At 39.2% G+C, this 25023-nt stretch carries 20 protein-coding genes; all 20 read left to right on the top strand.

The genetic code is table 11. The features are described 5' to 3' along the window. Window positions 1–135: 135 nt before the first annotated feature. The 20 genes from H4J67_RS00750 to ftsZ all read left to right on the top strand — a co-directional run bounded on the left by H4J67_RS00750 (window position 136) and on the right by ftsZ (window position 24835). Complete coding sequence (locus H4J67_RS00750) at window positions 136–2043, top strand: diguanylate cyclase (protein ID WP_182176286.1); 1908 nt, start codon at window positions 136–138, stop codon at window positions 2041–2043. A gap of 53 nt (window positions 2044–2096) precedes the next feature. Next, window positions 2097–3359, top strand: a complete 1263-nt coding sequence (locus tag H4J67_RS00755) for a GGDEF domain-containing protein (protein ID WP_182176285.1) — start codon at window positions 2097–2099, stop codon at window positions 3357–3359. Between the two features lie 199 nt (window positions 3360–3558). Then, window positions 3559–5868, top strand: a complete 2310-nt coding sequence (parC, locus tag H4J67_RS00760; protein ID WP_182176284.1) for a DNA topoisomerase IV subunit A — start codon at window positions 3559–3561, stop codon at window positions 5866–5868. A gap of 91 nt (window positions 5869–5959) precedes the next feature. Continuing rightward, the gene (locus H4J67_RS00765) at window positions 5960–6451 is read left to right on the top strand and encodes a YcxB family protein (RefSeq protein WP_182202581.1); all 492 of its coding nucleotides are present in this window, start codon (window positions 5960–5962) and stop codon (window positions 6449–6451) included. 69 nt (window positions 6452–6520) lie between these two features. Next, complete coding sequence (locus tag H4J67_RS00770) at window positions 6521–7327, top strand: sulfite exporter TauE/SafE family protein (RefSeq protein ID WP_182176282.1); 807 nt, start codon at window positions 6521–6523, stop codon at window positions 7325–7327. Between the two features lie 256 nt (window positions 7328–7583). After that, window positions 7584–8042 carry a division/cell wall cluster transcriptional repressor MraZ gene (gene mraZ / locus H4J67_RS00775; RefSeq protein ID WP_182176281.1) on the top strand — a complete coding sequence of 153 codons (459 nt, stop codon included), beginning with the start codon at window positions 7584–7586 and terminating at the stop codon, window positions 8040–8042. A gap of 82 nt (window positions 8043–8124) precedes the next feature. Beyond that, on the top strand, window positions 8125–9066 hold the full coding sequence (rsmH, locus tag H4J67_RS00780; RefSeq protein ID WP_182202583.1) for a 16S rRNA (cytosine(1402)-N(4))-methyltransferase RsmH: 942 nt from the start codon (window positions 8125–8127) through the stop codon (window positions 9064–9066). Between the two features lie 16 nt (window positions 9067–9082). Then, the gene (gene ftsL, locus H4J67_RS00785) at window positions 9083–9397 is read left to right on the top strand and encodes a cell division protein FtsL (RefSeq protein WP_182176279.1); all 315 of its coding nucleotides are present in this window, start codon (window positions 9083–9085) and stop codon (window positions 9395–9397) included. Continuing rightward, entirely contained in the window at window positions 9394–11172 is a 1779-nt protein-coding gene (locus H4J67_RS00790; protein ID WP_182202584.1) for a penicillin-binding protein 2, read from the top strand. The genes ftsL and H4J67_RS00790 overlap by 4 nt, the downstream gene beginning before the upstream one ends. Next, entirely contained in the window at window positions 11165–12748 is a 1584-nt protein-coding gene (locus H4J67_RS00795; protein ID WP_182176277.1) for a UDP-N-acetylmuramoyl-L-alanyl-D-glutamate--2,6-diaminopimelate ligase, read from the top strand. The genes H4J67_RS00790 and H4J67_RS00795 overlap by 8 nt, the downstream gene beginning before the upstream one ends. Continuing rightward, entirely contained in the window at window positions 12745–14157 is a 1413-nt protein-coding gene (gene murF, locus H4J67_RS00800) for a UDP-N-acetylmuramoyl-tripeptide--D-alanyl-D-alanine ligase (RefSeq protein WP_182176276.1), read from the top strand. The genes H4J67_RS00795 and murF overlap by 4 nt, the downstream gene beginning before the upstream one ends. Then, window positions 14151–15233: a phospho-N-acetylmuramoyl-pentapeptide-transferase gene (gene mraY, locus H4J67_RS00805; protein WP_182176275.1), complete on the top strand. Its 1083-nt coding sequence runs from the start codon at window positions 14151–14153 to the stop codon at window positions 15231–15233. The genes murF and mraY overlap by 7 nt, the downstream gene beginning before the upstream one ends. Window positions 15234–15296: 63 nt before the next feature. After that, the gene (gene murD, locus H4J67_RS00810) at window positions 15297–16718 is read left to right on the top strand and encodes a UDP-N-acetylmuramoyl-L-alanine--D-glutamate ligase (protein WP_182176274.1); all 1422 of its coding nucleotides are present in this window, start codon (window positions 15297–15299) and stop codon (window positions 16716–16718) included. Window positions 16719–16759: 41 nt separating this feature from the next. Further along, entirely contained in the window at window positions 16760–18010 is a 1251-nt protein-coding gene (gene ftsW, locus H4J67_RS00815) for a cell division protein FtsW (protein WP_220463351.1), read from the top strand. Further along, window positions 17997–19103, top strand: coding sequence for an undecaprenyldiphospho-muramoylpentapeptide beta-N-acetylglucosaminyltransferase (gene murG, locus H4J67_RS00820; RefSeq protein ID WP_182176272.1), 1107 nt, complete (start codon window positions 17997–17999; stop codon window positions 19101–19103). Before ftsW ends, murG begins: the two co-directional genes overlap by 14 nt. Window positions 19104–19114: 11 nt before the next feature. Beyond that, on the top strand, window positions 19115–20575 hold the full coding sequence (gene murC / locus H4J67_RS00825) for a UDP-N-acetylmuramate--L-alanine ligase (RefSeq protein WP_182176271.1): 1461 nt from the start codon (window positions 19115–19117) through the stop codon (window positions 20573–20575). Then, a complete protein-coding gene (locus tag H4J67_RS00830; RefSeq protein WP_182176270.1) occupies window positions 20572–21513 on the top strand; it encodes a D-alanine--D-alanine ligase in 942 nt (313 codons plus the stop codon). Before murC ends, H4J67_RS00830 begins: the two co-directional genes overlap by 4 nt. Beyond that, a complete protein-coding gene (locus tag H4J67_RS00835; RefSeq protein ID WP_259368441.1) occupies window positions 21513–22304 on the top strand; it encodes a cell division protein FtsQ/DivIB in 792 nt (263 codons plus the stop codon). The genes H4J67_RS00830 and H4J67_RS00835 overlap by 1 nt, the downstream gene beginning before the upstream one ends. 5 nt (window positions 22305–22309) lie before the next feature. Next, window positions 22310–23545 carry a cell division protein FtsA gene (gene ftsA / locus H4J67_RS00840; protein ID WP_182176269.1) on the top strand — a complete coding sequence of 412 codons (1236 nt, stop codon included), beginning with the start codon at window positions 22310–22312 and terminating at the stop codon, window positions 23543–23545. Between the two features lie 132 nt (window positions 23546–23677). Continuing rightward, window positions 23678–24835: a cell division protein FtsZ gene (gene ftsZ / locus H4J67_RS00845; RefSeq protein WP_182176268.1), complete on the top strand. Its 1158-nt coding sequence runs from the start codon at window positions 23678–23680 to the stop codon at window positions 24833–24835. Window positions 24836–25023: the final 188 nt, after the last annotated feature.

Below are 25023 nucleotides of genomic sequence, written 5' to 3' on the forward strand. Positions count from 1 at the left end.
TCTAGTTTTATTTTCTCTGTATGTGGATGAAAAATAATTAATTAGAAATAACGGTTTATCATTCGCTTTAAATCGTTTTATACTGCAACTGAAGTTGATTAAACTATGACTAAAACTATAAATAAGAGGTTGAATTTGTTAAAAAAACGTTACAAACAAGTTACCTTGGTTTTTTGGTCTCTGTTAAGCGCTTTATTGATAACTACGCAAACATTTGCAGATGATGGCACAACCAATCGTGACTTTATCTTTTTTGTTGAACGCGTTGAAAAATTACAAAATACTAATATTACCGATGCACTTGCGCTGTTAGATTCTTATCAAGCCAATATCAATGCGTTAACCGTTGGGAACCAGGTAAAGTATTACCAAGTACTGTCAGAAGTTTATATTGAAGCCTCTCAATATAAATCGGCGTTTAGCGCCGCATCACAAGGGTTAAAAATAGCACAACATTTAACTAGTCCTACTATATTGATTTCACAACTTTCATACTTACGTGGCTTTTCTTTAGAAAGTTTAGGTGATGCTAGTGGCGCAGTTGAGAATTATTTGAATGGCTTAGAAGTTGCCGAATCCTTAGATGCTAAAAAATTTATTGCCGATGGCTTTATCAACTTAGGTGCTATTTATTACCTAACTGAACAATATGAACAGTCGTTGACTATGCTCAATAATGCGTTGGTTATTGCCAATACTTTAGATAACGAAGAACTTAAAGGTTCCGTTAACAGCGAGTTGGGTATTTTATACTCTTATATGTATAACCCTAAAAAATCGATAAAATTTTACCAAGCTTCTTACGAACATTATAAAAAAGCGGGTATGGCACTCTATGCGTTAAATAGTTTACAAAATATTGCAGTGAACTACATGGATCAAAGCCGATATGAACAGGCTATCGAGCTATTTGAAGAAGTCATAGCCAGTGCTAATAAGTTTGGTAACAATGAAGTCATAGGTGGTGCTTATACTCGTTTGTCTATATCGCACGCTAAGAAAAAAGATCCTGATTTAGATGTTGCTTATCAATATATTACCCTTGCTGAACAATACTTAAAAGGTGTGCAGCAACATAATGCCTTATTATTTTTTAATGTTAATAAGGCATATGTACTTGAAGCCATGGAACGATATGATGAGGCGCTTGAAAACTTAGCAGTCGCTGAAAAAATATTAGCAAAAAATAGTCAAACAAAAAATACTTTTTCAAATTATCACTTAATGTATTTGCAGTCTGAAATTTATTATAAAACACAAAGATATCAGCAAGCTTATGATAAACAATCTCAATTTTTAACGCGTTTATTTAAAGATCAAGAGAACATAAACATGGAACAAATTGAAGAGTTACGATTAAGTTTTGAAAGCAAACAAGCAGACTTAAAAAACAAAATACTTGAACAGGAGAAGTCTGTACAAATAATACAACTTAACGATGTGACCTACTACGAAGAAAATTTACATTTGTTGATTATTTTTGTCGGTACTGTGCTCGTTATACTCGCTTGGTTTTTACTTAAAATGTTACAAAGTCAAAAACATTTTGTTCGAATTAGCCAAGTTGATGATTTAACAGGTGTGGCGAACCGCCGACGTTTAATTGAGTTGGGTGAGCAAATGTTTGCTCGAGCACAAGAAGAACAGGCACCTTTTAGTATATTAATGCTCGATGTTGATAATTTTAAGGCAATAAATGATAGCTTTGGTCATAGTACCGGTGACAAAATACTCAAAGATATTGCAGACTTGGCCAACTATATTATGCGTCAAAGTGATTGTTTTGGCCGTTTCGGTGGTGAGGAATTTATTGCTTTATTAGCGAACACTTCACCCGAAAATGCTCATAATTTGGCTGAGAGATTACGTTTGAGTATTCAAAATAAAGTTTGGTCATATAAAAAACTCACTGGGGTTACGGTCAGTATTGGTATATCTTCTTACCAAAAAGAAAGTACTACAAGTTTTGCTCAACTGATAAAAGATGCGGATATTAATATGTATCAAGCAAAAAATTTAGGCAGAAATAAGGTGTGTTTTTAATGAGGCATAGCTCTTTTTCTTATATATCACTGTGTGTCTTATTGAGCTTCTACTTGGCAAATGTAGCATTTCCATCAGTAGCGCAATCTTATTCAGTTGACGAAGCGTTAGCCGCAGAAGAAAATAAAAGTGTCGAGGCGCCTGCTGAGCCTGAAAATATTTTGAACAATAAAGAGCCGTTACCAATTAATGCTCGTATTTTGTCTTTGTTATCACTGGTTCAACAAAACGATCAAAAAAATGCTGTGCAAGTTACCGGTGTTTTATTACAACTAGAAGAAATTAACTCAACTTTTAACGCGGCAGAACAGTATTTAATATTTTTGATACACGCTTTAATCGAACACCATGCACAACAGGATAAACAGGCTATTGCTTGGCTTGAGAAAACATTAAACTTACGAGATGAAATCCCTGAAAAGCAGCTTTACTTGCCGGAATTCTCTGAAGTGAATCTAATTTTTGCTCGCTCATTTTCTGCTTTGGGTGACTTTAAGCAAGCGTTCGATTATAAGAAAAAATATATAAGAAATGGTTACCAATACTTCGATGGAACCCGAGCTGATAAAATTAAAGATCTTAATAAAACCTATGAAACCGATGAAAAAATTAAGCAAAATGAATTACTAGCCAATCAAAATAAAATTAAACGTTTAAAAATTATTGCTGCAGAGAATAAAAAATTTGCTCAACAACGTAATATTTTAATACTAGTCGTCACTGTTATTGTTTTCTTTGTACTTCTATTGAGACAAATAAAAGTCAGAAAAAAATTAAAATATTTAGCAAAAGTAGATAGTCTCACTAACTTGTATAATCGACGTACTTTGTTTGAAAAAGGCGCTGAAGCAGTGGCTACAGCGGTCAATGAAAAACAGAGTTTAAGTGTCATTCTATTAGATATAGATCACTTCAAAAATATAAATGATACTTACGGTCATGATATTGGTGATGAAGTTATTAAAATAATTGCCAAACTAGGCAGTGAAACTATGCGCTCTCGCGATCTTTTTGCCCGATTAGGTGGTGAAGAGTTTGCAGGTATATTACCAGAGGTAGGCTGTGCTGAAGCTAAGGCAATAGCCGAGCGTTTACGTGAGAAAGTGGCAAGTAAAGACTGGTCTGAATTTAATATTAACGAACAACTATCGGTATGTATTGGCGTTGCTTGTTTAGAGCAAGTCGAGTCAAATTTTGATGACTTACTTAATGCAGCTGATATAGCGATGTATTATGCTAAAGCTAACGGACGCAACCGCGTCTGTCAGTTTAATGATGAAGGCCAAAATAATAACCAAAAAAATAATAACGACTAATTTACAAATTTTGATAAAGAAGTGTTTTCCTGCCTTGTCTCCCTATTGTCATTCAAAATGTACTCTCAGAGGCGCATCTTGATTGGCAACAGCTATATAATCATATAAGCTAGAGTCTAGTTAAATGTAATCTAAAAATAATAACCAAAGTCACAGGTAGGACTACTCCCTAACAGGTTGACAATTCAGGAATTAATTCATGTCAGACGCGCTTAATTTTAGCCTCGAAGGTATTGAACAGCGACCACTTCGACAATTTACCGAAGAGTCTTATTTAAACTATTCGATGTACGTGATCATGGATCGAGCTTTACCACATATTGGTGATGGCTTGAAGCCAGTTCAAAGACGTATTGTCTATGCGATGTCTGAATTGGGTTTGTCTGCCAACGCAAAATATAAAAAATCAGCGCGTACTGTTGGTGATGTGTTGGGTAAATTTCACCCACATGGCGACTCTGCTTGCTATGAAGCTATGGTATTAATGGCTCAGCCATTTTCATATCGATATCCGCTGGTTGATGGACAAGGAAACTGGGGCGCGCCAGACGATCCGAAGTCTTTCGCTGCTATGCGTTATACCGAATCACGTTTATCACGTTTTAGCGAAATATTACTCGCCGAATTGGGTCAAGGCACCGTTGATTGGACACCAAACTTTGACGGTACCATGAATGAACCTAAAACCTTGCCTGCTCGTTTACCTCATATACTCTTAAATGGTATTACCGGCATAGCGGTTGGTATGGCTACCGATATTCCACCTCATAATGTTCGTGAAGTAGCTAATGCATGTGTACATTTAATTGAACAACCTAAAGCGGAAATTAGTGATTTACTTGAGTATGTCAAAGGTCCTGATTACCCCACTGATGCTGAAATAATTACACCTAAAGCCGATATTGAAAAAATATATCGAACCGGTAAAGGCAGCATTAAAATGCGCGCTATTTTTGAGATTGTGCAGGGTGATATTGTTATTACAGCTTTACCTCATCAAGCTTCTGGCGGCAAAATACTTGAACAAATTGCTGGGCAAATGAATGCGAAAAAACTACCTATGGTGGTTGATTTGCGTGACGAGTCTGATCATGAGAATCCAACCCGTTTAGTGGTGATCCCTCGTTCTAATCGAGTTGATATAGAACAATTAATGAATCACTTGTTCGCCAGTACCGATTTAGAAAAAAGTTATCGTGTTAATCTAAACATGATTGGCTTGAATAATAAACCTGCAGTAAAAGACTTGCGGGTTATTTTATCAGAATGGCTGGTATATCGTCGCGAAACTGTGCGCCGTCGTTTGCAGTATCGTCTCGATAAAGTGTTAGCTCGTTTACATTTATTAGACGGGTTATTGATCGCCTATTTAAATATTGATGAAGTTATCGAAATTATTCGAAATTTTGATAAACCCAAAGAAGAACTGATTTCTCGTTTTGATTTATCAGAACGTCAAGCAGAATCAATTTTAGAAATTAAGCTTCGTCAACTTGCTAAACTTGAAGAAATTAAAATAAGAGCAGAGCAAGCAGAGCTTAATATAGAACGTGAGTATCTTGAAAAAATATTAAATTCAACAGCGCGAATGAATACGCTAATGAAAAAAGAAATTCAAGAAGCGGCTGAAAAATATGGTGATGACCGTCGTTCTGTTCTTATTGAGCGCAGTGAAGCAAAAGCATTATCTGAAAAAGATTTAGTCCCCAGTGAAGCCGTTACCGTTGTCGTTTCTCACAAGGGTTGGGCGCGTTGTGCCAAAGGTCATGATATCGAACCCGAAGCGCTAAGTTATAAATCAGGTGACAGCTACTTATGTTCTTCAAAAGGGCGCAGCAATAATCCTGTGGTCTTTATTGACTCAACGGGGCGTGCTTACACCACCGACGCTCATACATTGCCAACAGCAAGAAGCCAAGGTGAGCCATTAAGTGGCCGTTTTAGCCTATCGACAGGAGAAACCTTTGTCACGAGTTTAATGGCAAGTGATGAAAGTAAATATTTACTAAGCAGTGATGCCGGCTATGGTTTTGTTGGTAAATTTTCTGACATGATTAGTCGCAATAAGAATGGTAAAGCATTATTAAGCGTGCCAGCAAATGCCAAAGTGAATACACCATTGCCTATTGCTAATATTGATAATATGTTAGTGCTTGCCATTACGTCTGAAGGTCGAATGCTGGTATTTCCAGTTAAAGACTTACCGATACTGAGTAAAGGTAAAGGTAACAAAATTATTAATATTTCTGCAGCAAGAGCGAAAAGCCGTGAAGAATTTGTTTCGATACTAAACGTTATTTCAGCTGAGAGTTCGCTAACATTGCACGCGGGTAAACGTAAGTTAACCTTAAAAGCCAGCGATGTTGAACACTATCGTGGTGAGCGTGGTCGCCGTGGCAATAAGTTACCACGAGGTCTACAACGCGTTGATCGTGTCGAAGTGGGTATGATCGCTGAAGAAATTAACATTGAAGACGCTGTGATCCCAACAGACAATAATGAGAAATAATTAACCATAACTTTTAATCACTATTTACTTCATCATTTATTAAAAACTCAGGTAAAATAACATTATTATTTTATCTGAGTTTTTTATATTTATGCCACAGCCTTTTACCTACTCAACAACCTACGAACTAGACAAAGCCCATTTTCAAGAATGTTTTAGCGAATCTGTTGTCATCGATACTTCAATAAGTGCCTACAAAAAATCAATTGTCTTATCCGTTGCCGGCATGTCGTTAGTACTCTTTACCGAAATGAATCCCTATGTAGCTTGGTTTGTTTTTGCTTTAGGTATTCTTGAAGCCGTCAGTACTTATTATCAAAAGCCGTGGTGGGTGATGCGACAAATGCTCAGTAAAGCCGCCAAAGGTAATGTTGATTTAACGATTGATGAACAAGGCATTGTGAGTAAATCATTTTATGCTAGCTTGACGTTATTGTGGTCAGACGTGCAATTAATACAAAACACTCAACTAGGTTGGTTAATAAGACACGCTAAGGGTCGGAGTTACATTTCTAATAAAAATTTATCGGCAGCAGCGATAACATTCCTTACCGATAAACAGTCTCACCAAAGTAAGTGTTAATGTTCAGTGAGTTTTTTCCGCTTAAATAATCCTAAATTTATTTTATTATTCATTTCGATTTGGCTTGGCATGCTAGCAATGTCTCCTATGGCTATCGAAGACATTCCTGAGTATGGGGTATTTAGTTTTATTGGCTTAATTGGCGGTATTTTTGCCAATTCAACCGGAGCAGGTGGCGGAGTTGTCTTTATCCCACTGTTTAATCAACTCAACTTTACTGAACAACAATCTATAGCGACCAGCTTTGCTATTCAATGTTTTGGTATGACTGCCGGCGCTTTTACTTGGTGGTTTCATTACCATAGTGAAAAAACACAATTACGTTTATGGCAAGGGTTTAAACGTATTATCAGTGTGACCACAATAAGCTCAATCATCGGTATTTGGTTTGTTTATGGTAATCAACTTAGCTCACCCACTTCTTTGCATCACAGCTTTAGCTGGTTTTCTTTAGTGCTTGGCCTATTTATAGTTGGCACTATCTTCTTTATTAAGCCGCATTGTGAGCGTAGCCAACTCTACCTTTTTGATTGGCTGGCTTTAACCACCATAGGACTCTTTGGTGGTGCGCTTACCGCTTGGCTATCGGTAGGTGTCGGTGAGTTATTGGCCATTTATTTAATTCTTCGACGTTTTGACATTAGTATGGCAGTGGCCGCAGCCGTGATTGTTTCAGCTTTTACTGTTTGGTCAGCCATCTGGCAGCATACCTTGATTCAATTTGAAATTTATTGGCAAGTGGTACTATTTGCAGGCCCAGGTGCCTTGCTTGGCGGTATTTTTGCTAAGACCTTGGTGACGCACCTCTCAGCAACTAAGTTGAAATTATTTTTTGCTTTTTGGTTGTTAATAATAGGACTCATCGGTATCAAGTAAGTAGTCGCTAACCGCTCATCTTTTCTTCGAAATCAGCTAAAAAATTAATTGTATTACATATTCTGGGGCAAGGATCCACAAAAACCCACAAATTCATCAACTTTGCTCAAAGCCTTAATTTTATTGGTGTTCGGCCAGATCATTTATACCAATCTTTGCTTGACATGGCTTCACTTTTCTCACTAAACTGTATCAATGTGGGAATAAGTGGGAATTAGTGGATCTTAAAGGATTACTAAAATAATAAAGCAGGATTATGTTTAGAGGCACCAGCGCAATTACGCTCGACAGTAAAAATAGAATCACGGTACCAACTAAGTACCGCGAAGAGCTATTTGCCGATTGCCAAGGAAAAATGGTTTGTACCGTTGATATTCAACATCCCTGCTTACTACTTTACCCGCTTCCTGAATGGGAAGAAATAGAATTAAAATTGTGTAGTTTATCGAGTATGAACCCACAAGAGCGATTGTTACAGCAAGTACTTTTAGGTAATGCTTCTGATTGTGAAATCGATAAGAGTGGTCGCTTATTGATTAATGGTCCGTTGCGTTTACATGCCAATTTAGAAAAAAGTGTGATGCTGGTAGGACAATTAAAGAAATTTGAAATTTGGAGTGAAAATGCCTGGCAAGTGCAAATGCAAAAAGGCATTAGCCAAATTCAGTCGGGTGAAATTGAACTGACTGACCGCTTGTTAGACTTATCACTGTAAATAGCAAAATTAAGACTAAAAATAGTTAATAACCCGATACCGAATTGATCACTTGGTATTCAGTAACATGGTGTTACCCAAAATGAAATTAGATAATTCACATATCTCGGTATTGCTTGACGAAGCAGTGACCGGACTCGCAATTAACCCCGATGCTACCTATATCGACTGTACGTTTGGTCGAGGCGGGCACTCAGCTCTTATACTTTCTCAACTCTCTGAAAATGGTCGACTTATTGCCATTGATCGAGATCTTACGGCAATTAAAGCGGCAGAAAAATTTGCTGACGATGCTCGATTTACTATTGAGCACGAAGGCTTTGCCGACTTACAAAACATTGCTGAAAAGTATCAATTACTTGGTAAAGTTGACGGTATTCTCCTTGACCTTGGTGTATCTTCGCCGCAGCTTGATGAAGCCGAACGTGGCTTTAGCTTTATGAATGATGGCCCATTAGACATGCGTATGGATACTTCGCGTGGACAAACCGCAGCAGAATGGATTGCTGTGGCTGATGTTGAAGATATTACTTGGGTACTACGTACTTTTGGCGAAGAAAAACATGCTTGGCGAATTGCTAACGCCATTGTTGATACACGTGAAGAAACCCCTTATACCCGTACTAGTCAGTTAGCCAAAATCATTCAAACGACAGCACCACAACGCGAAATTAAAAAGCACCCGGCAACACGAAGCTTTCAAGCGATCCGCATTTATATTAATAGTGAGTTAGAGCAAATTGAAAAAGTACTTGCGGCATCATTATCAGTACTTGCTGAAAATGGTCGTTTAGTGGTTATTAGCTTTCATTCATTAGAAGACCGTCTTGTTAAGCAGTTTATGAAAAAACACTCGCAAGGCAAAAAAGTGCCTCGTGGTTTACCGATCAGTGAAGCAGAATTGAATAAAGGTAAAAAATTAGAACTTGTTGGTCGAAGATTAAAACCCAGTGAAAGTGAAGTTGAAGAAAATAAGCGTTCACGAAGCTCTGTCATGCGGGTTGCAATGAGATTACCGCTTTAATGCAGCTGATATAGTTATGGCAAACTCAAAAATGGCATTGCCATTAGAAGTTTGGTACGACATTCAGCGACATATATTTATATATCTGTTGTTAGTTATGGTGGTTGTTTCGGCATTTTCAGTGATTTATTTCACCCATTTAAATCGCCAAACCACCAGTGGTTTAGAAATATTGTTAACAGAACGAGATGAGTTAGATATTGAGTGGCGTAATTTATTGTTAGAGCAAAACAGCCTAGCTGAACACAGTACGATAGAAAGCAAAGCTAGAAAATTATTACAGATGAAAAGACCGAATATAAATTCCGAAGTTATCATTCAACAACAATGAGCAAGTTAGTGAAGAAACAAGTAGATAAACAGCAAATTTCGGTGGCATGGCGTTTTTACGTTGTGGTCGGCCTAATAGTTTTTGTTTATGCAGGTTTGTTGGCTCGCAGTGCATATATTCAAATCATTGAACCCGACATGTTGAAAAAACAGGGAGATATGCGCTCATTACGCACCGCTGCTCATACAGTACAACGTGGTTCAATTGTCGATCGTAACGGCCGGGAACTGGCAATCAGTGTCCCGGTTGAAACCGTGTGGGCAGATCCTAAAATTATCATGGACAATAATGCGCTAGCAATGAAAGAGCATTGGCAAGCACTTGCCGATGTTTTAGGGCGTAATGTTAACAAACTAACTTCACGTATTGTTAAAAACCCAACTAAACGTTTTGTTTATGTTGAACGCAAAGTATCGCCAGCAATGGCTAAATACATTAAAGAATTAAAAATACCGGGTATTCATTTACGAAAAGAATCAAAACGCTTTTACCCATCAGGAGAAATAAGCGCTCATGTTGTTGGCTTTACCAATGTAGATGACAAAGGTATCGAGGGCGTTGAACGCGTTTACGATCAATTACTGACGGGAACTGACGGCGAAAAACAATACCGTAAAGATGCTAAGGGCCGTAAAATAGAAATACTGTCTGAGCAAGAATCTACTCAGCCCAAAGATATCGTTTTGAGTATTGACCAGCGTATTCAAGCCATCGCTTATAAAGAATTAAAAGGTGCGGTAAAAGCATTTAAAGCGACATCAGGCTCAGTCGTTGTTACTAATGTTCATACAGGTGAAATTTTAGCGCTGGTAAATAGCCCATCTTATAATCCTAATAATCGTCGAAACACAGCGATCCATCGTTTTCGAAACCGAGCGATCACCGATTTTTATGAACCGGGTTCAACCTTAAAGCCTTTAACCGCATTAACCGCATTAGAGTTTGGTTCAGTAAAAGCCGACAGCATTATTGATACCAGTCCAGGTTGGATGCGTTTAGGTGGCCGAAGAGTTGGCGACCCCATTAACCGTGGCAAATTAAGTATTACTGATATTTTGGTGCATTCATCGAATATGGGCACGACAAAATTAGCACTTTCAGTACCGAAAGAATTTTTACTGAATAAATTTTTTGATGCAGGCTTTGGCGAAGAAACAGGTGTTGGCTTAATTGGCGAAAGTTCAGGTATTATGCATGATCGCCAACGTTGGTCTAAATTTGAATTAGCGACCTTATCTTGGGGACATGGTGTTGCGGCAACCCCGCTTCAACTAGCACGTTTTTATTCAACCTTAGCTAATGGCGGCATTAAAAAGCCGCTCACTATTATTAAAAAAGATACCTTGAATACTATTCCACTTCGAGATGTACGGATTTTTTCAGAACAATCGAGTGAGCAAGTGGTTGGTATGTTAGAAAATGTGGTTAATGAGCATACCCCAAATGCTAAGGTAGAAGGCTACCGTGTTGGTGGTAAAACGGGCACTGCAATTAAAGCTTTCGCTGGTGGCTATGGCAATGAATACGTTGGCTTGTTTGCTGGCATGGCACCAATTTCTGATCCTGAGATTGTGGTTGTTGTCGTTATCAATGAACCTGGTGGCGATTTATATCATGGTGGCGAAGTTGCTGCCCCTGTTTTTTCAAGAGTGATGAAAGGCGCATTGCGGGTATTAAATATTGCCCCAGATGCAAAGCGTGTTGCTGATATAAGACCTGTGGTCAGTGAAGGCAAGCCAACAATGAAAGTAAAACAGGAGCATGCCGATGCCTAAGTTTACTTTTTCATTGAGCCAAGCACAATTATTTGACGTTTTTAAACGGTTTAATTTACCGTTACCTGCATTGGCTGAACAGGCTTATTTCCCAATGAATTGTGGAGATTTGGTTAATGATACCCGTAAATTAAAAGTGGGCGATGTTTTTTGTGCGATTATCGGTCATCAGCAAAATGGTAATGATTTTATTAAGCAAGCCGTATCCTTAAAGTGTGGGTTAATCATTGCTGAATGCAGCCATGCCAGTCAACATGGTGAAATTATTTATTTAACGACAGAAAATTCAGATAAAAAAATAGCACAAGTCTATTTCTATCAACTCAATGAAAAGTTATTTTCATTTGCTAAGGGGTATTATCAAAGTCCACAAGATAATATGACGATTATAGGTATTACTGGCACCAATGGTAAAACCAGCACCAGTCAAATAATCTCAAAATTATTAGCGAGTTGCCAACAAAGAACAGCGGTTATAGGCACCAATGGCGCTGGACAAATTGAATCGCTACAAACCGTTGAAAATACAACACCGGCGGCAACACAGTTGCATCAGTTAATGGCTGAGTTCTCTGCAGATCATTGTAAAAATGTTGCTATGGAAATATCTTCTCATGCACTTGAGCAGCAACGTGTTATAGCAAGTTTACTTGATATTGCCGTGTTCACCAATTTGACTCGTGATCATCTTGATTATCATAAAACCATGGCAAACTATGCTGACGCCAAATATCAAATTTTTAGTCATGATGCCAAACAAATTGCCATTATTAATGGTGATGACCAGCAAGGTAAACAATGGTTAGCGCATTGGCCAAATAAGCAAAGTCTTATTGTTTATGGTAAATCGGCCGCAGTTACTCAATTTTCAGCTTATGCCCAAGCCAGTGAAATTAAAACCCATGCTAATGGTGTTCAATTCATCTTGAATACCCATCTTGGTCAGCAAGAAATTGACAGCGTGCTAATGGGCGATTTCAATATTGAAAATTTATTAGCGGGTATCGCTGTACTGATGAGTAAAAATATTTCATTAAATGATATCGCGTTAGCGGTTAAAGCATTAACACCGATTGTTGGCCGCATGGAAACATTTAAAGCCAATAATAAAGCGACCACTATTGTTGACTATGCACATACCCCCGATGCATTAGTCAGTGCACTGCATGCTTGTCGCCACCATTGTAAAGGTGAGCTATGGGTGGTGTTTGGTTGTGGAGGAGACAGAGACAAAGGTAAGCGACCACTAATGGCGCTAGCAGCCGAAAGTGGTGCTGATCATCTGGTATTTACCACAGATAATCCAAGAACAGAAAAAGCTGAAGATATCGTTGCCGATATGTTCGCCGGGTGTCTTTTTCCTGAAAAAATCACCGTTTTACTTGACCGAGAAGCCGCTATTAAAGCTACCTTGGCAAAAGCAAAAGCTGATGACATGGTTTTACTTGCGGGTAAAGGCCATGAAGACTACATCATAGTAGCTAATGAAAAAATTAATTATAACGAACGTGAATTGGTTAAAGCCATTTATGACGTTTATCAACAACAAAGTAACACTGCAGGAGCAATCTCATGATCCCATTATGCTTAGCTGAAATTGCATTAGCCGTTGATGGTAAGCTCGTTGGAGAAAACATCACTATTGATAGCATTAATACTGATAGTCGAGCATTAGCAAAGGGTGAATTATTTCTTGCGCTCAAGGGCCCAAATTTTGATGCTCATCGTTTTTTGAATCAGGTGATTGAATTAGGTTGTGTAGCCGTGATTGTTCAATATGATTGCCAACTGAGTATTCCTCAAATTATTGTTGAAGATACGCATAAAGCCTTAGGTAAAATTGCGGCTTATGTGAAAGAAAAAGTTGCTCCTAAAACGGTTGCGATTACCGGAAGCAGTGGTAAAACCACAGTAAAAGAAATGGTGGCAGCAATTTTATCACGCTTGGGCAAGGTATTAGCAACAAAAGGGAATTTTAATAACGATATTGGTGTGCCACTCACCTTATTGCACCTTGAGCCACAGCACGAATTTGCGGTGGTTGAGTTGGGTGCAAATCATATGGGTGAAATAGCTTATACCTCAGCATTAGTGAAGCCTGATGTCGCCATTATTAATAATATTGCCGCGGCTCATTTAGAGGGATTTGGCGATTTATGTGGCGTGGCACGAGCAAAAGGCGAAATTTTTGAAGGCTTAAGCAGTGGTGGTATTGCTCTATATAACCAAGATTGTAAATTTGCCAATAAATGGCAATGGCGTTTGGTTGACAAGAAAGTGAGAACTTTCTCATGTGAACAAGCTGCTGACTGTTTCTCAAGTGATGTAATACTTGATGATACAGGTTGTGCTGGCTTTAAGCTTAATACTCACTCTGGGAACACGTTCATTGAATTAACGGTGCCGGGGAAACACAATGTTTGTAATGCGGTTGCTGCAGCTGCGATTGCTTTAGAGTTTGGTGCTAGCCTTGATGATATTCGTTTAGGCTTGGCTGAAATGTCACCGGTGAAAGGCCGATTGAATTTACATCAGTTAACACCCACGTTTAAATTAATTGATGATACCTATAATGCAAATGTTGAATCAATAAAAGCGGCTAGCGATTTGTTGGCTAGCTACTCAGGTCGACGTATCCTTATCCTTGGTGATATGGGCGAATTGGGCGCACAAGCTCGAGGTTATCATCATGAAGTTGGCGATTATGCTAAACAATGCAAAATTGATGATTTACTGACGCTGGGCGTACTAAGTCAAAGTTCAGCTGATGCTTTTAATGGCCAACATTTTAGTGACAGAGTGTCGTTAATGCGTTGCCTAACTTCTTTATTGGAAAATGAGCAACAAGCGATCTCTATCTTAGTTAAAGGATCACGTAGTGCCCGTATGGAAAATGTCGTGCAAGATATTATTAACTGGCGTAAAAATTTAGAACTCTCTTCGTCAACTTCAGAACATAAATCATCGGAGATAAGTTCATGCTAGTTTGGCTAAGTGAATATTTAACACAGTATTACAGTTTTTTTAATGTTTTTTCTTATCTAACATTTCGCGCCATTATAAGTACATTAACTGCGTTAACTATATCCTTGTACTTTGGTCCTAAGCTGATCCGTTTCTTGCAAAATATGCAAGTGGGTCAGGTTGTTCGCGATGATGGCCCCGAAAGCCATTTGGTGAAAACCGGCACGCCTACTATGGGTGGGCTGTTAATTTTAGCCGCTATTGTGGTCAGTGTTTTACTCTGGGCCGATTTAAGTAACACCTATGTTTGGGTCGTACTTTTTGTTATCACCAGTTTTGGCCTAATAGGCTTTGTTGACGATTATCGAAAAGTTATTCGCAAAGACCCGAATGGTTTAATTGCGCGTTGGAAATACTTTTGGCAAACCATTGCGGGTTTAGCGACCGCTTTGTTTTTATATTCTCTTGCGCAAAGTCCCGAAGAAACAAGTTTACTTATTCCGTTTGTTAAAGACGTATTACCTCAATTGGGTATTTTTTACGTTGGAATGACCTACTTTGTGATTGTCGGGACCAGTAACGCAGTTAATTTAACTGATGGTTTAGATGGCTTAGCAATCGTGCCAACGATAATGGTCGCCGGTGCTTTTGCTATTTTTGCCTACATGACAGGACACGCAAACTTCTCTGAATATTTAAATATTCCCCACATTGCGATGGCGAGTGAGTTAGTGGTTGTTTGTACTGCTATTGTTGGCGCAGGATTAGGATTTCTCTGGTTTAACACTTACCCGGCGCAAGTATTTATGGGTGATGTTGGTTCTTTAGCTCTTGGTGCAGCCTTGGGTGTTATCGCGGTTTTGGTTCGACAAGAATTAGTGTTGTTTATTATGGGTGGTGTTTTTGTTATGGAAACAGTGTCGGTTATTTTACAAGTCGGCTCTTATAAATTACGTGGCCAACGTATTTTCCGTATGGCGCCTATTCATCATCATTACGAATTAAAAGGCTGGCCTGAGCCAAGAGTTATTGTCCGTTTTTGGATTATCTCATTAGTACTGGTCTTGATTGGTTTAGCAACATTAAAACTACGCTAACAATGATTGATTAATAAATCATTTAATAAAAAAATAGTATTTAAAGTAGGTATAAAACATAAGATGACGCAAAAAATCTCACAAGCTCCGCTAGCTATAGCGCAGTTAACAAACCAAAAAATTGTTGTCCTCGGTGCAGGGTTAACAGGGTTGTCTTGTGTGCGTTATTTAACAAAAAATGGCTTAACTTGCTCGGTAAACGACAATCGTGATAATGCCGTTAATATTGACGATTTTAAGCAAGAGTTTCCACATACAGCATTAACGTTAGGTCGCTGGGATAAAACACTGATCGCTTCAGCCGATGTCTTACTGGTTAGCCCAGGTATAGATACCAGTATTGCTGACATTGCTAAGCAGATAAGTAAAAATTGTATTGTTGCTGGAGACGTTGAGCTTTATTGTCAAAATAATAACACCGCTATTCTTGCTGTCACCGGTTCAAATGGTAAATCAACGGTCGTGTCTTTATTGGCTTTTCTTGGACAACGGCTGGGTAAAAAAGTTGAGCTAGGCGGTAATATCGGTGTACCGGTTCTTGAACAATCGCATAAATCACTCGACTGCTTAGTCTTAGAACTTTCTAGTTTTCAATTAGAAACATTACGCAGTATGAAGGCGATTGCCGCAACTGTTTTAAATGTGAGCGATGATCATTTAGATCGTCACAAAACCTTAGAAAACTATGCCGCGATTAAACGAGGTATTTATCAACAGTGTCAAACGGCTATAACTAATCGTGATGATGTGAATACTCAACTTGTTGGTAAGGCGCAAAAGTCGCTTTCGTTTGGTAGCGACGCTGCACTCGACGGTCATTTTGGCATGTTGGTGATTGATGGACAAAGACAATTAATGCTTGGCTCGATGCCGCTTATTGGTGTTAATCAACTGCCTATTGCCGGTTTACACAATGCCTTGAACTGTTTAGCGGTATTGGCACTAGGTCATAGTGCTGGTTGGCCACTTGACGAGATGTTAACACATTTAGTTGAATTTAAAGGCTTGGCACATCGTTGTCAGCTGATATCAACGTATAACAATGTGCAATGGATTAACGACTCTAAAGCAACCAATGTTGGCGCAACCTTCGCTGCGATTGAAGGCTTAGCCGCTATGATGTCAGAACATAACAACTTATATGTTATTGCCGGTGGCGATGGCAAAGGAGCAGATTTTTCCCCATTAACCAACGTTTTTTCTAAAGATGTTAGCCATGTTTTTACCTTAGGTAAAGACGGCGATGAAATAGCTGCTGTCGCTAATAAAGTACAGATAAAAAATAGTAAAGTTACCGGTATTGAACAAGCGATTAATATCCTTGGCAATATTGTTAAATCAGGTGATGTAGTGTTACTTTCACCGGCTTGTGCCAGCATTGATATGTTTAAAAACTTTGCTGAACGTGGCGAAGTCTTTGTCAATGCGGTTAATAAATTGAGCGGAGAAAATAAAATACCAAGTTTGCCAGAGGAGAACTCATGACAACATCAGTTCTCTCTAAACTCGATAATATAAAGCTACCAATGTGGTTATCGGCAGAGCAAGGTTCTAGTAGCGCTACATTTGATCGTACATACTTACTACTCGCTATTAGTATGTATATGATTGGTCTCATTATGGTCGCCAGTTCGTCTATGCCAGTTGCCGAAAGATTGTTCAATGACCCGTTTCATTTTGTCGAGCGTCACTTTATTTATATTTGTATAAGCTTGTTTGTGGCAGTTGTCACGATGAGCGTACCGATGAGTCTTTGGCAAAAAAACAGTGGGCATTTACTGCTATTGGGGATTCTGCTGTTAGTTGTGGTGTTAGTGATTGGCCGAACGGTTAATGGTTCTACACGGTGGATTGTTGTGGGTCCAATAACGTTACAAGCGGCAGAGCCTGCAAAATTGTTTTTCTTTTGTTATTTATCGTCTTATCTCGTTCGACGTCGTGATGAAGTGATGGAGAACGTTAAAGGGTTTGCTAAACCACTCGTTGTCTTTACTGTACTTGGTGGTTTGTTATTAATGCAACCCGATTTAGGTACCATTGTTGTGATGTTTGTGACCACTTTTGGTCTGTTATTTTTAGCTGGCGCTAAACTTTGGCAATTCGCTTGTGTATCTGGCGTTGGCATTAGTTTATTATCCGCGCTCGCTTATTTTTCTCCTTATCGTTGGGCGCGAGTTACCGGCTTTTTAGACCCTTGGGAAGATCCATTTGGCAGTGGTTATCAATTAACACAATCATTGATGGCTTATGGCCGTGGTGAGATTTTTGGACAAGGTTTAGGAAATAGTATTCAAAAGCTAGAATATTTACCCGAAGCGCATACCGATTTTGTTATGGCGGTTGTTGCGGAAGAACTTGGTTTTATTGGCATAAGCGTGATTTTAATGCTGAGTATGTTTTTAGTGCTCAAGGCACTGTTACTTGGCAGAGTAGCTTTGCAAAAAGAAAAATATTTCGAAGGCTTTTTTGCTTACGCTATTGGTATTTGGATAAGCTTTCAAGCGGCGGTCAATGTTGGTGCTAGTGTAGGTGTTGTACCCACTAAAGGGTTAACGATGCCGTTATTAAGTTATGGCGGTAGCTCGATGATCATTATGACCATGGCAGTGTTTATTTTGATGAGAATAGACCATGAGATACGTTTACAAAGTATTCAGGCGACCACTAAGAAAAAATCAAAGAAAAATAAAATAAAAAAAAGTAATGCAATGAATAAAATAGAAGCAAAATCCAAAACTAAAGATTATAAGGAGGGTGAACAATATGACTGGATTTGAAAATACAACTAGCAAAAAAGCACCCACTTTATTAGTGATGGCTGGTGGCACAGGGGGTCATATTTTCCCAGGTATAGCTGTGGCAGAAATGCTCAAAGCTAAAGGCTGGAAGATACATTGGCTTGGCACTGAAAAACGTATGGAAGCAAAAATTGTTCCTGAGCATGGTTTTGATATTTCATTTATCAATATTTCCGGTGTACGTAATAAAAGCTTGTTAGAGCGTGTTAAAATACCGTTTCAATTATTACAGTCGGTTTTACAATCAATCGCGATATTACGCAAAGTAAAACCCGATGTTGTTTTAGGCATGGGCGGTTATGCAAGTGCTCCTGGTGGTTTTGCTGCATGGTTAATGCGGATCCCTTTAGTCTTACATGAACAAAATGCGGTTGCTGGCATGACAAACCGTTATTTAGCGAAAATTGCCACGAAAGTGTTGAGTGCATTCCCAAATGCTTTTACCGCTAATATTGACTTTCAGGTGGTCGGAAACCCGTTGCGTAAAGAAATAACAGCGTTAACGCCAGTGATCCCTGAGAATCCAAGCAGTAGTAAAAAAGTACTAGTGGTTGGTGGAAGTCTTGGCGCTAAAATTTTGAATGAAACCGTGCCACAAGCGTTAAAGCAAATACAACTGCAAAATATTGACGTTTGGCATCAAACGGGTCGTGATAATCAAACAGCAGTACTGGCCAGTTATAAAAAATTTGGCTTGTCAGAAGATAAAGTTAAAGTGACTGAATTTATTGAAGATATGGCGGCCGCTTATCAATGGGCAGACATTGTTGTGTGCCGAGCAGGCGCCTTAACCGTTTCAGAACTCGCTATGGCAGCTAAACCTGCTATTTTTGTGCCTTTACCTCATGCCGTTGATGACCATCAAACTAAAAATGCGATGTATTTAGTTTCACGTGGTGCTGCAAAATTATTACCACAAAAAGAATTTAACGGTACGACTTTAGCGCAAATGCTTAACAGCCTTTTTATTTCCGACAGCGTAGTAAGGTCGATGGTTAAAGCGGCGCACGATGCTGCTCACGTTGATGCAACTCTCCGTGTTGCTAATACTTGCGCGGAGTTAGTTAACTAATGAGTAAGATAATGAGAAATAAAATAGCCAATAACACCGCACCTATTAAATTACCAGAAATGCGCCGCGTAAAAAGCATTCACTTTGTTGGTATTGGCGGTGCAGGTATGGGGGGTATTGCTGAAGTATTGTTAAATGAAGGCTACCAAATTACTGGCTCTGATATTGGCGAAAATCAAGTTGTTACTCGCTTAATGGCGTTAGGTGCAAAGATTACTATAGGTCATGCGGCAGATAACATTGTTGGTGCGAGTGTTATTGTTGTTTCAACGGCAATTAAAGCCGATAACCCAGAATTGGTGAATGCGCAAACGTTACGTATTCCTGTGGTACGTCGTGCGGAAATGTTAGCTGAATTAATGCGTTTTCGCCATGGTGTTGCGATTGCGGGGACTCATGGCAAAACAACAACGACCAGTTTGATTGCAAGTATTTTTGCTGAAGGTGACCTAGACCCAACATTTGTGATTGGTGGCTTATTAAATAGCGCAGGCACCAATGCGCGTTTGGGTAAAAGTCGTTACCTTATTGCAGAAGCCGATGAGAGTGACGCGTCATTCTTGCATCTGCAGCCTATGGTTTCAGTGATCACTAATATCGACGAAGATCACATGGAGACTTACCAAGGTGATTTTGAAAAACTTAAAGATACCTACATCGAATTTTTACATAACTTACCGTTTTATGGTTTAGCGGTTGTTTGTATAGATAACGATGTTGTGCGTGAACTCATTCCAAGAATGGGTCGTCAAGTGATCACTTATGGTTTTAGTGAAGATGCTGATGTACGAGCGACAAACTTTCAACAAAATGGTGGCGTTAGTCATTTTACCGTACAGCGTGAAGGTTTTGCTGATATCAATATGTCAGTAAACTTACCCGGTGAACATAATGTGCTTAACGCTTTAGCGAGTATCGCAGTTGCAACTGATGAAGGCGTAGCCGACGCGGCTATTGTCAGTGCTTTAGAAAAATTTGCAGGTATCGGTAGACGTTTTGAACAATTGGCTAATTTAGCGACAGAAAAAGGTGAGATGATCTTAGTCGATGATTATGGACATCACCCTCGTGAAGTTAAAGCAACAATTAAAGCGATGAGAAATGGCTGGCCTGAAAAACGCTTAGTGATGATTTTTGAGCCACACCGTTATTCACGTACGCGCGATTTATATGAAGACTTTGTTGAAGTGTTGTCTGAAGTTGATTGCTTATTTTTACTCGATGTTTATGCGGCGGGCGAAGCGCCTATTAATAGTGCTGACAGTAAAAGTCTAGCGCGAAGTATTCGCCAGCGTGGTCAAATTGAACCTATCTATGTTAGTAGCGCTGAAATATTAGCAGAATTGTTGCAAGCGCAATTACAAGACGGCGATATGGTTATTACACAAGGCGCAGGTACTATTGGCGTTATAGCTCGTGAAATTATGATAAACCCGTTACTAAATGTTGACCTTAAAGGGGCTAAAAAGTGAAATCACTGAAAGACCAAAGGTTAGCTGTTTTATATGGTGGCGACTCAGCAGAACGCGAAGTATCACTTAATTCTGGAAAAGCGATTACCAAGGGTCTACAACAAGCTGGTTTTGACGTTGAACTCATCGACACTCGAGGGTTTTGTTTAGCTGGCTTAGCTAAACGAAATATCGATCGGGTTTTTATCGCTTTGCATGGTCGAGGCGGTGAAGATGGTTGTGTACAGGGGGCTTTACAATATATGGGCATCCCCTATACCGGTTCTGATGTTTTAGGATCTGCGTTGTCCATGGACAAAATTCGTAGCAAGCAAGTGTTTCAAGCACAAGGATTACCGACTGCGCCTTTTGCTATTGTAGAAAAAGAGGCTTACCAAGAAACTCAAGCAGAAAAAATACTGGCGACACTCGGTGGTATGGTCATGGTTAAGCCAGCCAATGAAGGCTCAAGTATTGGTATGGCCAAAGCCAAAACAGCCAATGAATTACACCAAGCATTAACGACTGCCTTTGAATATGATGACCAAATTTTAGTAGAAGCATGGATTAATGGCCCTGAATATACGGTGGCCATTTTAGGCGAAGAAGCGTTACCCGCCATTCATATGGAAACGCCTCGTGAGTTCTATGACTACGAAGCTAAATATCAATCAACAACAACACAATATCATTGTCCTGCTGGTTTGAGTGATGAAGATGAACAAGCGCTTAAAGCCTTAGCGCTTAAAGCTTTTAAAGCAACTGGTGCAAAAGGATGGGGGCGCGTAGATGTTATGCGCAACAATGAAAATAAATGGCAACTACTGGAAGTAAATACTGTTCCAGGTATGACTGAAACGTCATTGGTACCTAAAGCAGCAAAGGTACACGGCTTAAGTTTTAGTGAGCTGGTAACAAAAATAGTCGCCATTAGCACAGGACAATTAGCAGATAAATAATGACAATAACTAGTAGAAATCAACCGTCATTGTCACCATTAATGACGGAGCAACTAGAAAAATTACACTGGTCTTTTTGGCTCGGTGTGACTTTTTTTGTGCTGGTGATTATTACTATTATTTCATTCAGTTGGTTTTTAAATAATAAAATGTCATCTGAAGAGTCAATGCCTGTTACGTCGATTGTTATTGGCGGTGAAATGCCGTTTACCAATAGACAAGATATAGAAAATGCGATTGAAGATGTTAACTTAGGAAACTTTTTTAATGTTGATGTCAATCACGTACAACAGAAAGTGGCTGAATTGCCTTGGGTATACTCGGTATCGGTACGAAAAAAATGGCCGAATGAACTGAAAATTTATGTTGTTGACCAAACGCCGATTGCTTTATGGAATGGTGACTTTTTAATTAATCAATACGGTAAAGCATTTCAGGCAGACACCACACGTTTGCAGTCTGCATTACCCGCATTTTTTGGTCCTGAAGGCAGTGAAGATCTTGCCTTGAGTAACTTTGTTAATTTAAGTAAGTTGCTGAAATTTAGTGAGTTGTCAATTGATGAATTGTTACTTACCGAACGTCATTCTTGGCAGTTAACGCTGAAGAACGGCATAACGCTTAATTTAGGTAGAGAAAACAAAATTGAGCGTGTACAACGCTTTATGGATGTCTACCCGCAAATAATGAAAACAAAAGAAGAAAATCAGCAAGTCGATTATGTTGATTTACGTTATGACACTGGACTCGCTGTTGGTTGGAAAACCGCAGAGAATAAACAAAGAGCTTAACTTTAATGTCAAAAGTAAACGAAAGAAATTTGGTAGTAGGTTTAGACATAGGAACGTCGAAAATATCTGTTGCTGTTGGTGAAATAACACCGGACAATCAATTAAGCATTGTTGGTGTTGGAAATCAGCCCGCACGAGGTATGGATAAAGGTGGCGTTAATGATTTGAATTTGGTTATTCAATCAATTCAGCGTGCTATCAACGAAGCTGAATTAATGGCCGATTGCCAAATTAGCTCGGTTTACTTAGGTATTTCAGGTAAGCATATTAGTTGTCAAAATGAAAATGGCATGGTGCCAATTAATGACAAAGAAGTTATTCAAGAAGATGTTGATAACGTAATACATACCGCGCGTTCAGTACCGATTTCCGCGGAACGACGTATGTTACATGTATTACCACAAGAATTTAGTATTGACTGTCAAGATGGCATAAAAAGCCCGATTGGTATGTCAGGTGTCCGAATGGAGGCCAAAGTTCATATTGTTACTTGTGCTAACGACATGGCTAAAAATATTGTTAAATGTGTTGAGCGCTGTGAAGTAAAAGCCGATCAACTTATTTTTTCAGCATTAGCATCTAGTTATGCTGTGTTAACTGATGATGAGAAAGAACTCGGTATTTGTGTGGTAGACATGGGCGCAGGTACGATGGATATTGCGGTATTTGCTGGCGGTGCTTTAAGACACACTGCGGTTATACCTGTGGCTGGTAATCAGGTCACCAGTGATATTGCAAAAATTTTTAGAACGCCGTTAAGCCACGCAGAAGATATTAAAGTGCAATATGCTTGTGCGCTTCGACAAATGGTGAGTATGGAAGAGAACATTGAAGTACCCAGTGTTGGGGGGCGTCCTGCACGCTCAATGTCTCGTCACACTTTAGCGGAAGTTGTTGAGCCACGTTACCAAGAGCTTTTTGAACTTATTCAAGAAGCGGTACGCGAAGCGGGCTTAGAAGATCAAATTGCCGCGGGTTATGTGTTAACCGGTGGTACAGCGAAAATGGAAGGTGTTGTTGAGTTTGCTGAAGAAGTTTTTCAGATGCCAGTTCGTGTCGCTAAGCCAAAAGGTATGAGTGGTTTAAAAGAGTATGTTGATGATTCAACGTACTCAACAGTTGTTGGTTTATTACATTACGGTATGCAAGCCAATGAACAACAAAGTATAGAGAGTAGGAAAAGTGAAGGTATTGCTAGTATTACTTCGCGTATCTTAGCATGGTTTAAAGGTGAGTTTTAACCCTCACTAAAACTTTTGTTACAAGAAGAGTAAATAATTTTTATAATCTACCTCAATCATGGTGGGTAAGTAAAAAGTAAGAGTTAAATCGCGTTTTGGTGGAATAAAACATAAAAATCGGAGAGAGTAAAAATGTTTGAATTAATGGAAGATCATAACGAAGAAGCAGTAATCAAAGTCATTGGTGTTGGTGGCGGTGGCGGTAATGCAGTTGAACACATGGTTTGTCAAACCATTGAAGGTGTTGAATTCATAACGGCAAATACTGATTCACAAGCATTACGTAATTCAGCAGCCAATGTTACTTTACAACTTGGTGCAGATGTTACTAAAGGTTTAGGCGCCGGCGCTAACCCTGAAATAGGTCGTCGCAGCGCTGAAGAAGACAGAGAAACGATTAGAGAAACGCTACAAGGGGCTGATATGATCTTTATCGCCGCAGGTATGGGTGGTGGTACAGGTACGGGTGCTGCACCAGTTGTTGCTGAAATTGCAAAAGAAATGGGCATATTAACGGTTGCTGTTGTTACCAAACCCTTCCCATTTGAAGGCAAAAAACGCATGAACTATGCTAATCAAGGTATTGAGTTATTATCGAAAAGTGTCGACTCATTAATTACTATACCTAATGAAAAATTATTAAAAGTTTTAGGCCCAGGTACGTCGTTACTTGACGCTTTTAAGGCCGCAAATAATGTATTATTAGGTGCTGTTCAGGGGATTGCAGAGCTAATTACTCGTCCAGGTTTGATTAACGTTGATTTCGCCGATGTGCGTACTGTTATGTCAGAAATGGGCACAGCAATGATGGGCTCTGGTATTGCATCGGGTCCTGACCGTGCAGAAGAAGCTGCAGAAGCAGCAATTTCGAGTCCATTACTTGAAGATGTTGATCTAGCCGGAGCTCGGGGTATTTTGGTAAACATTACTGCTGGCATGGATATTAGTATCGATGAATTTGAAACAGTGGGTAATGCTGTAAAGGCCTTTGCTTCTGAGAATGCAACGGTTGTTGTTGGTGCGGTTATCGACCCTGAAATGACTAATGAGTTACGTGTAACTGTAGTTGCAACCGGTATTGGTGCTGATCGTAAGCCAGATATAACACTAGTAAATCCAGCTCCTACTAGTGCACCTATTGCCGTTGGCCAAGAATTTATTGCTAGCCCACAGGCAGAAGTGAATACAGCGCCGATTGCAATGCAAGACAGCAATGCTCAAGTACAAACTGCAGCAGATATCGAGAACTATTTAGATATCCCGGCATTTTTACGTAAACAAGCTGACTAATTTGAACGGTTAATTTTGTCATCAGAGAATAAAAATAGTGTATATAATCGCTAATATTATTCGAATTAATTTGTGACTAGGATACGGCTGGTTGGACAGTTGTGTGTGAAACAATGTGAAGCTAAAAGCTGATATTTTGATTTTGTTAAGTTTTTCTGCTATATTGTGCGCCCGTCGAAAGAGGACGG

The sequence above is a fragment of the Colwellia sp. BRX10-4 genome (assembly GCF_014077465.1).
GTDB lineage: Bacteria > Pseudomonadota > Gammaproteobacteria > Enterobacterales > Alteromonadaceae > Colwellia_A.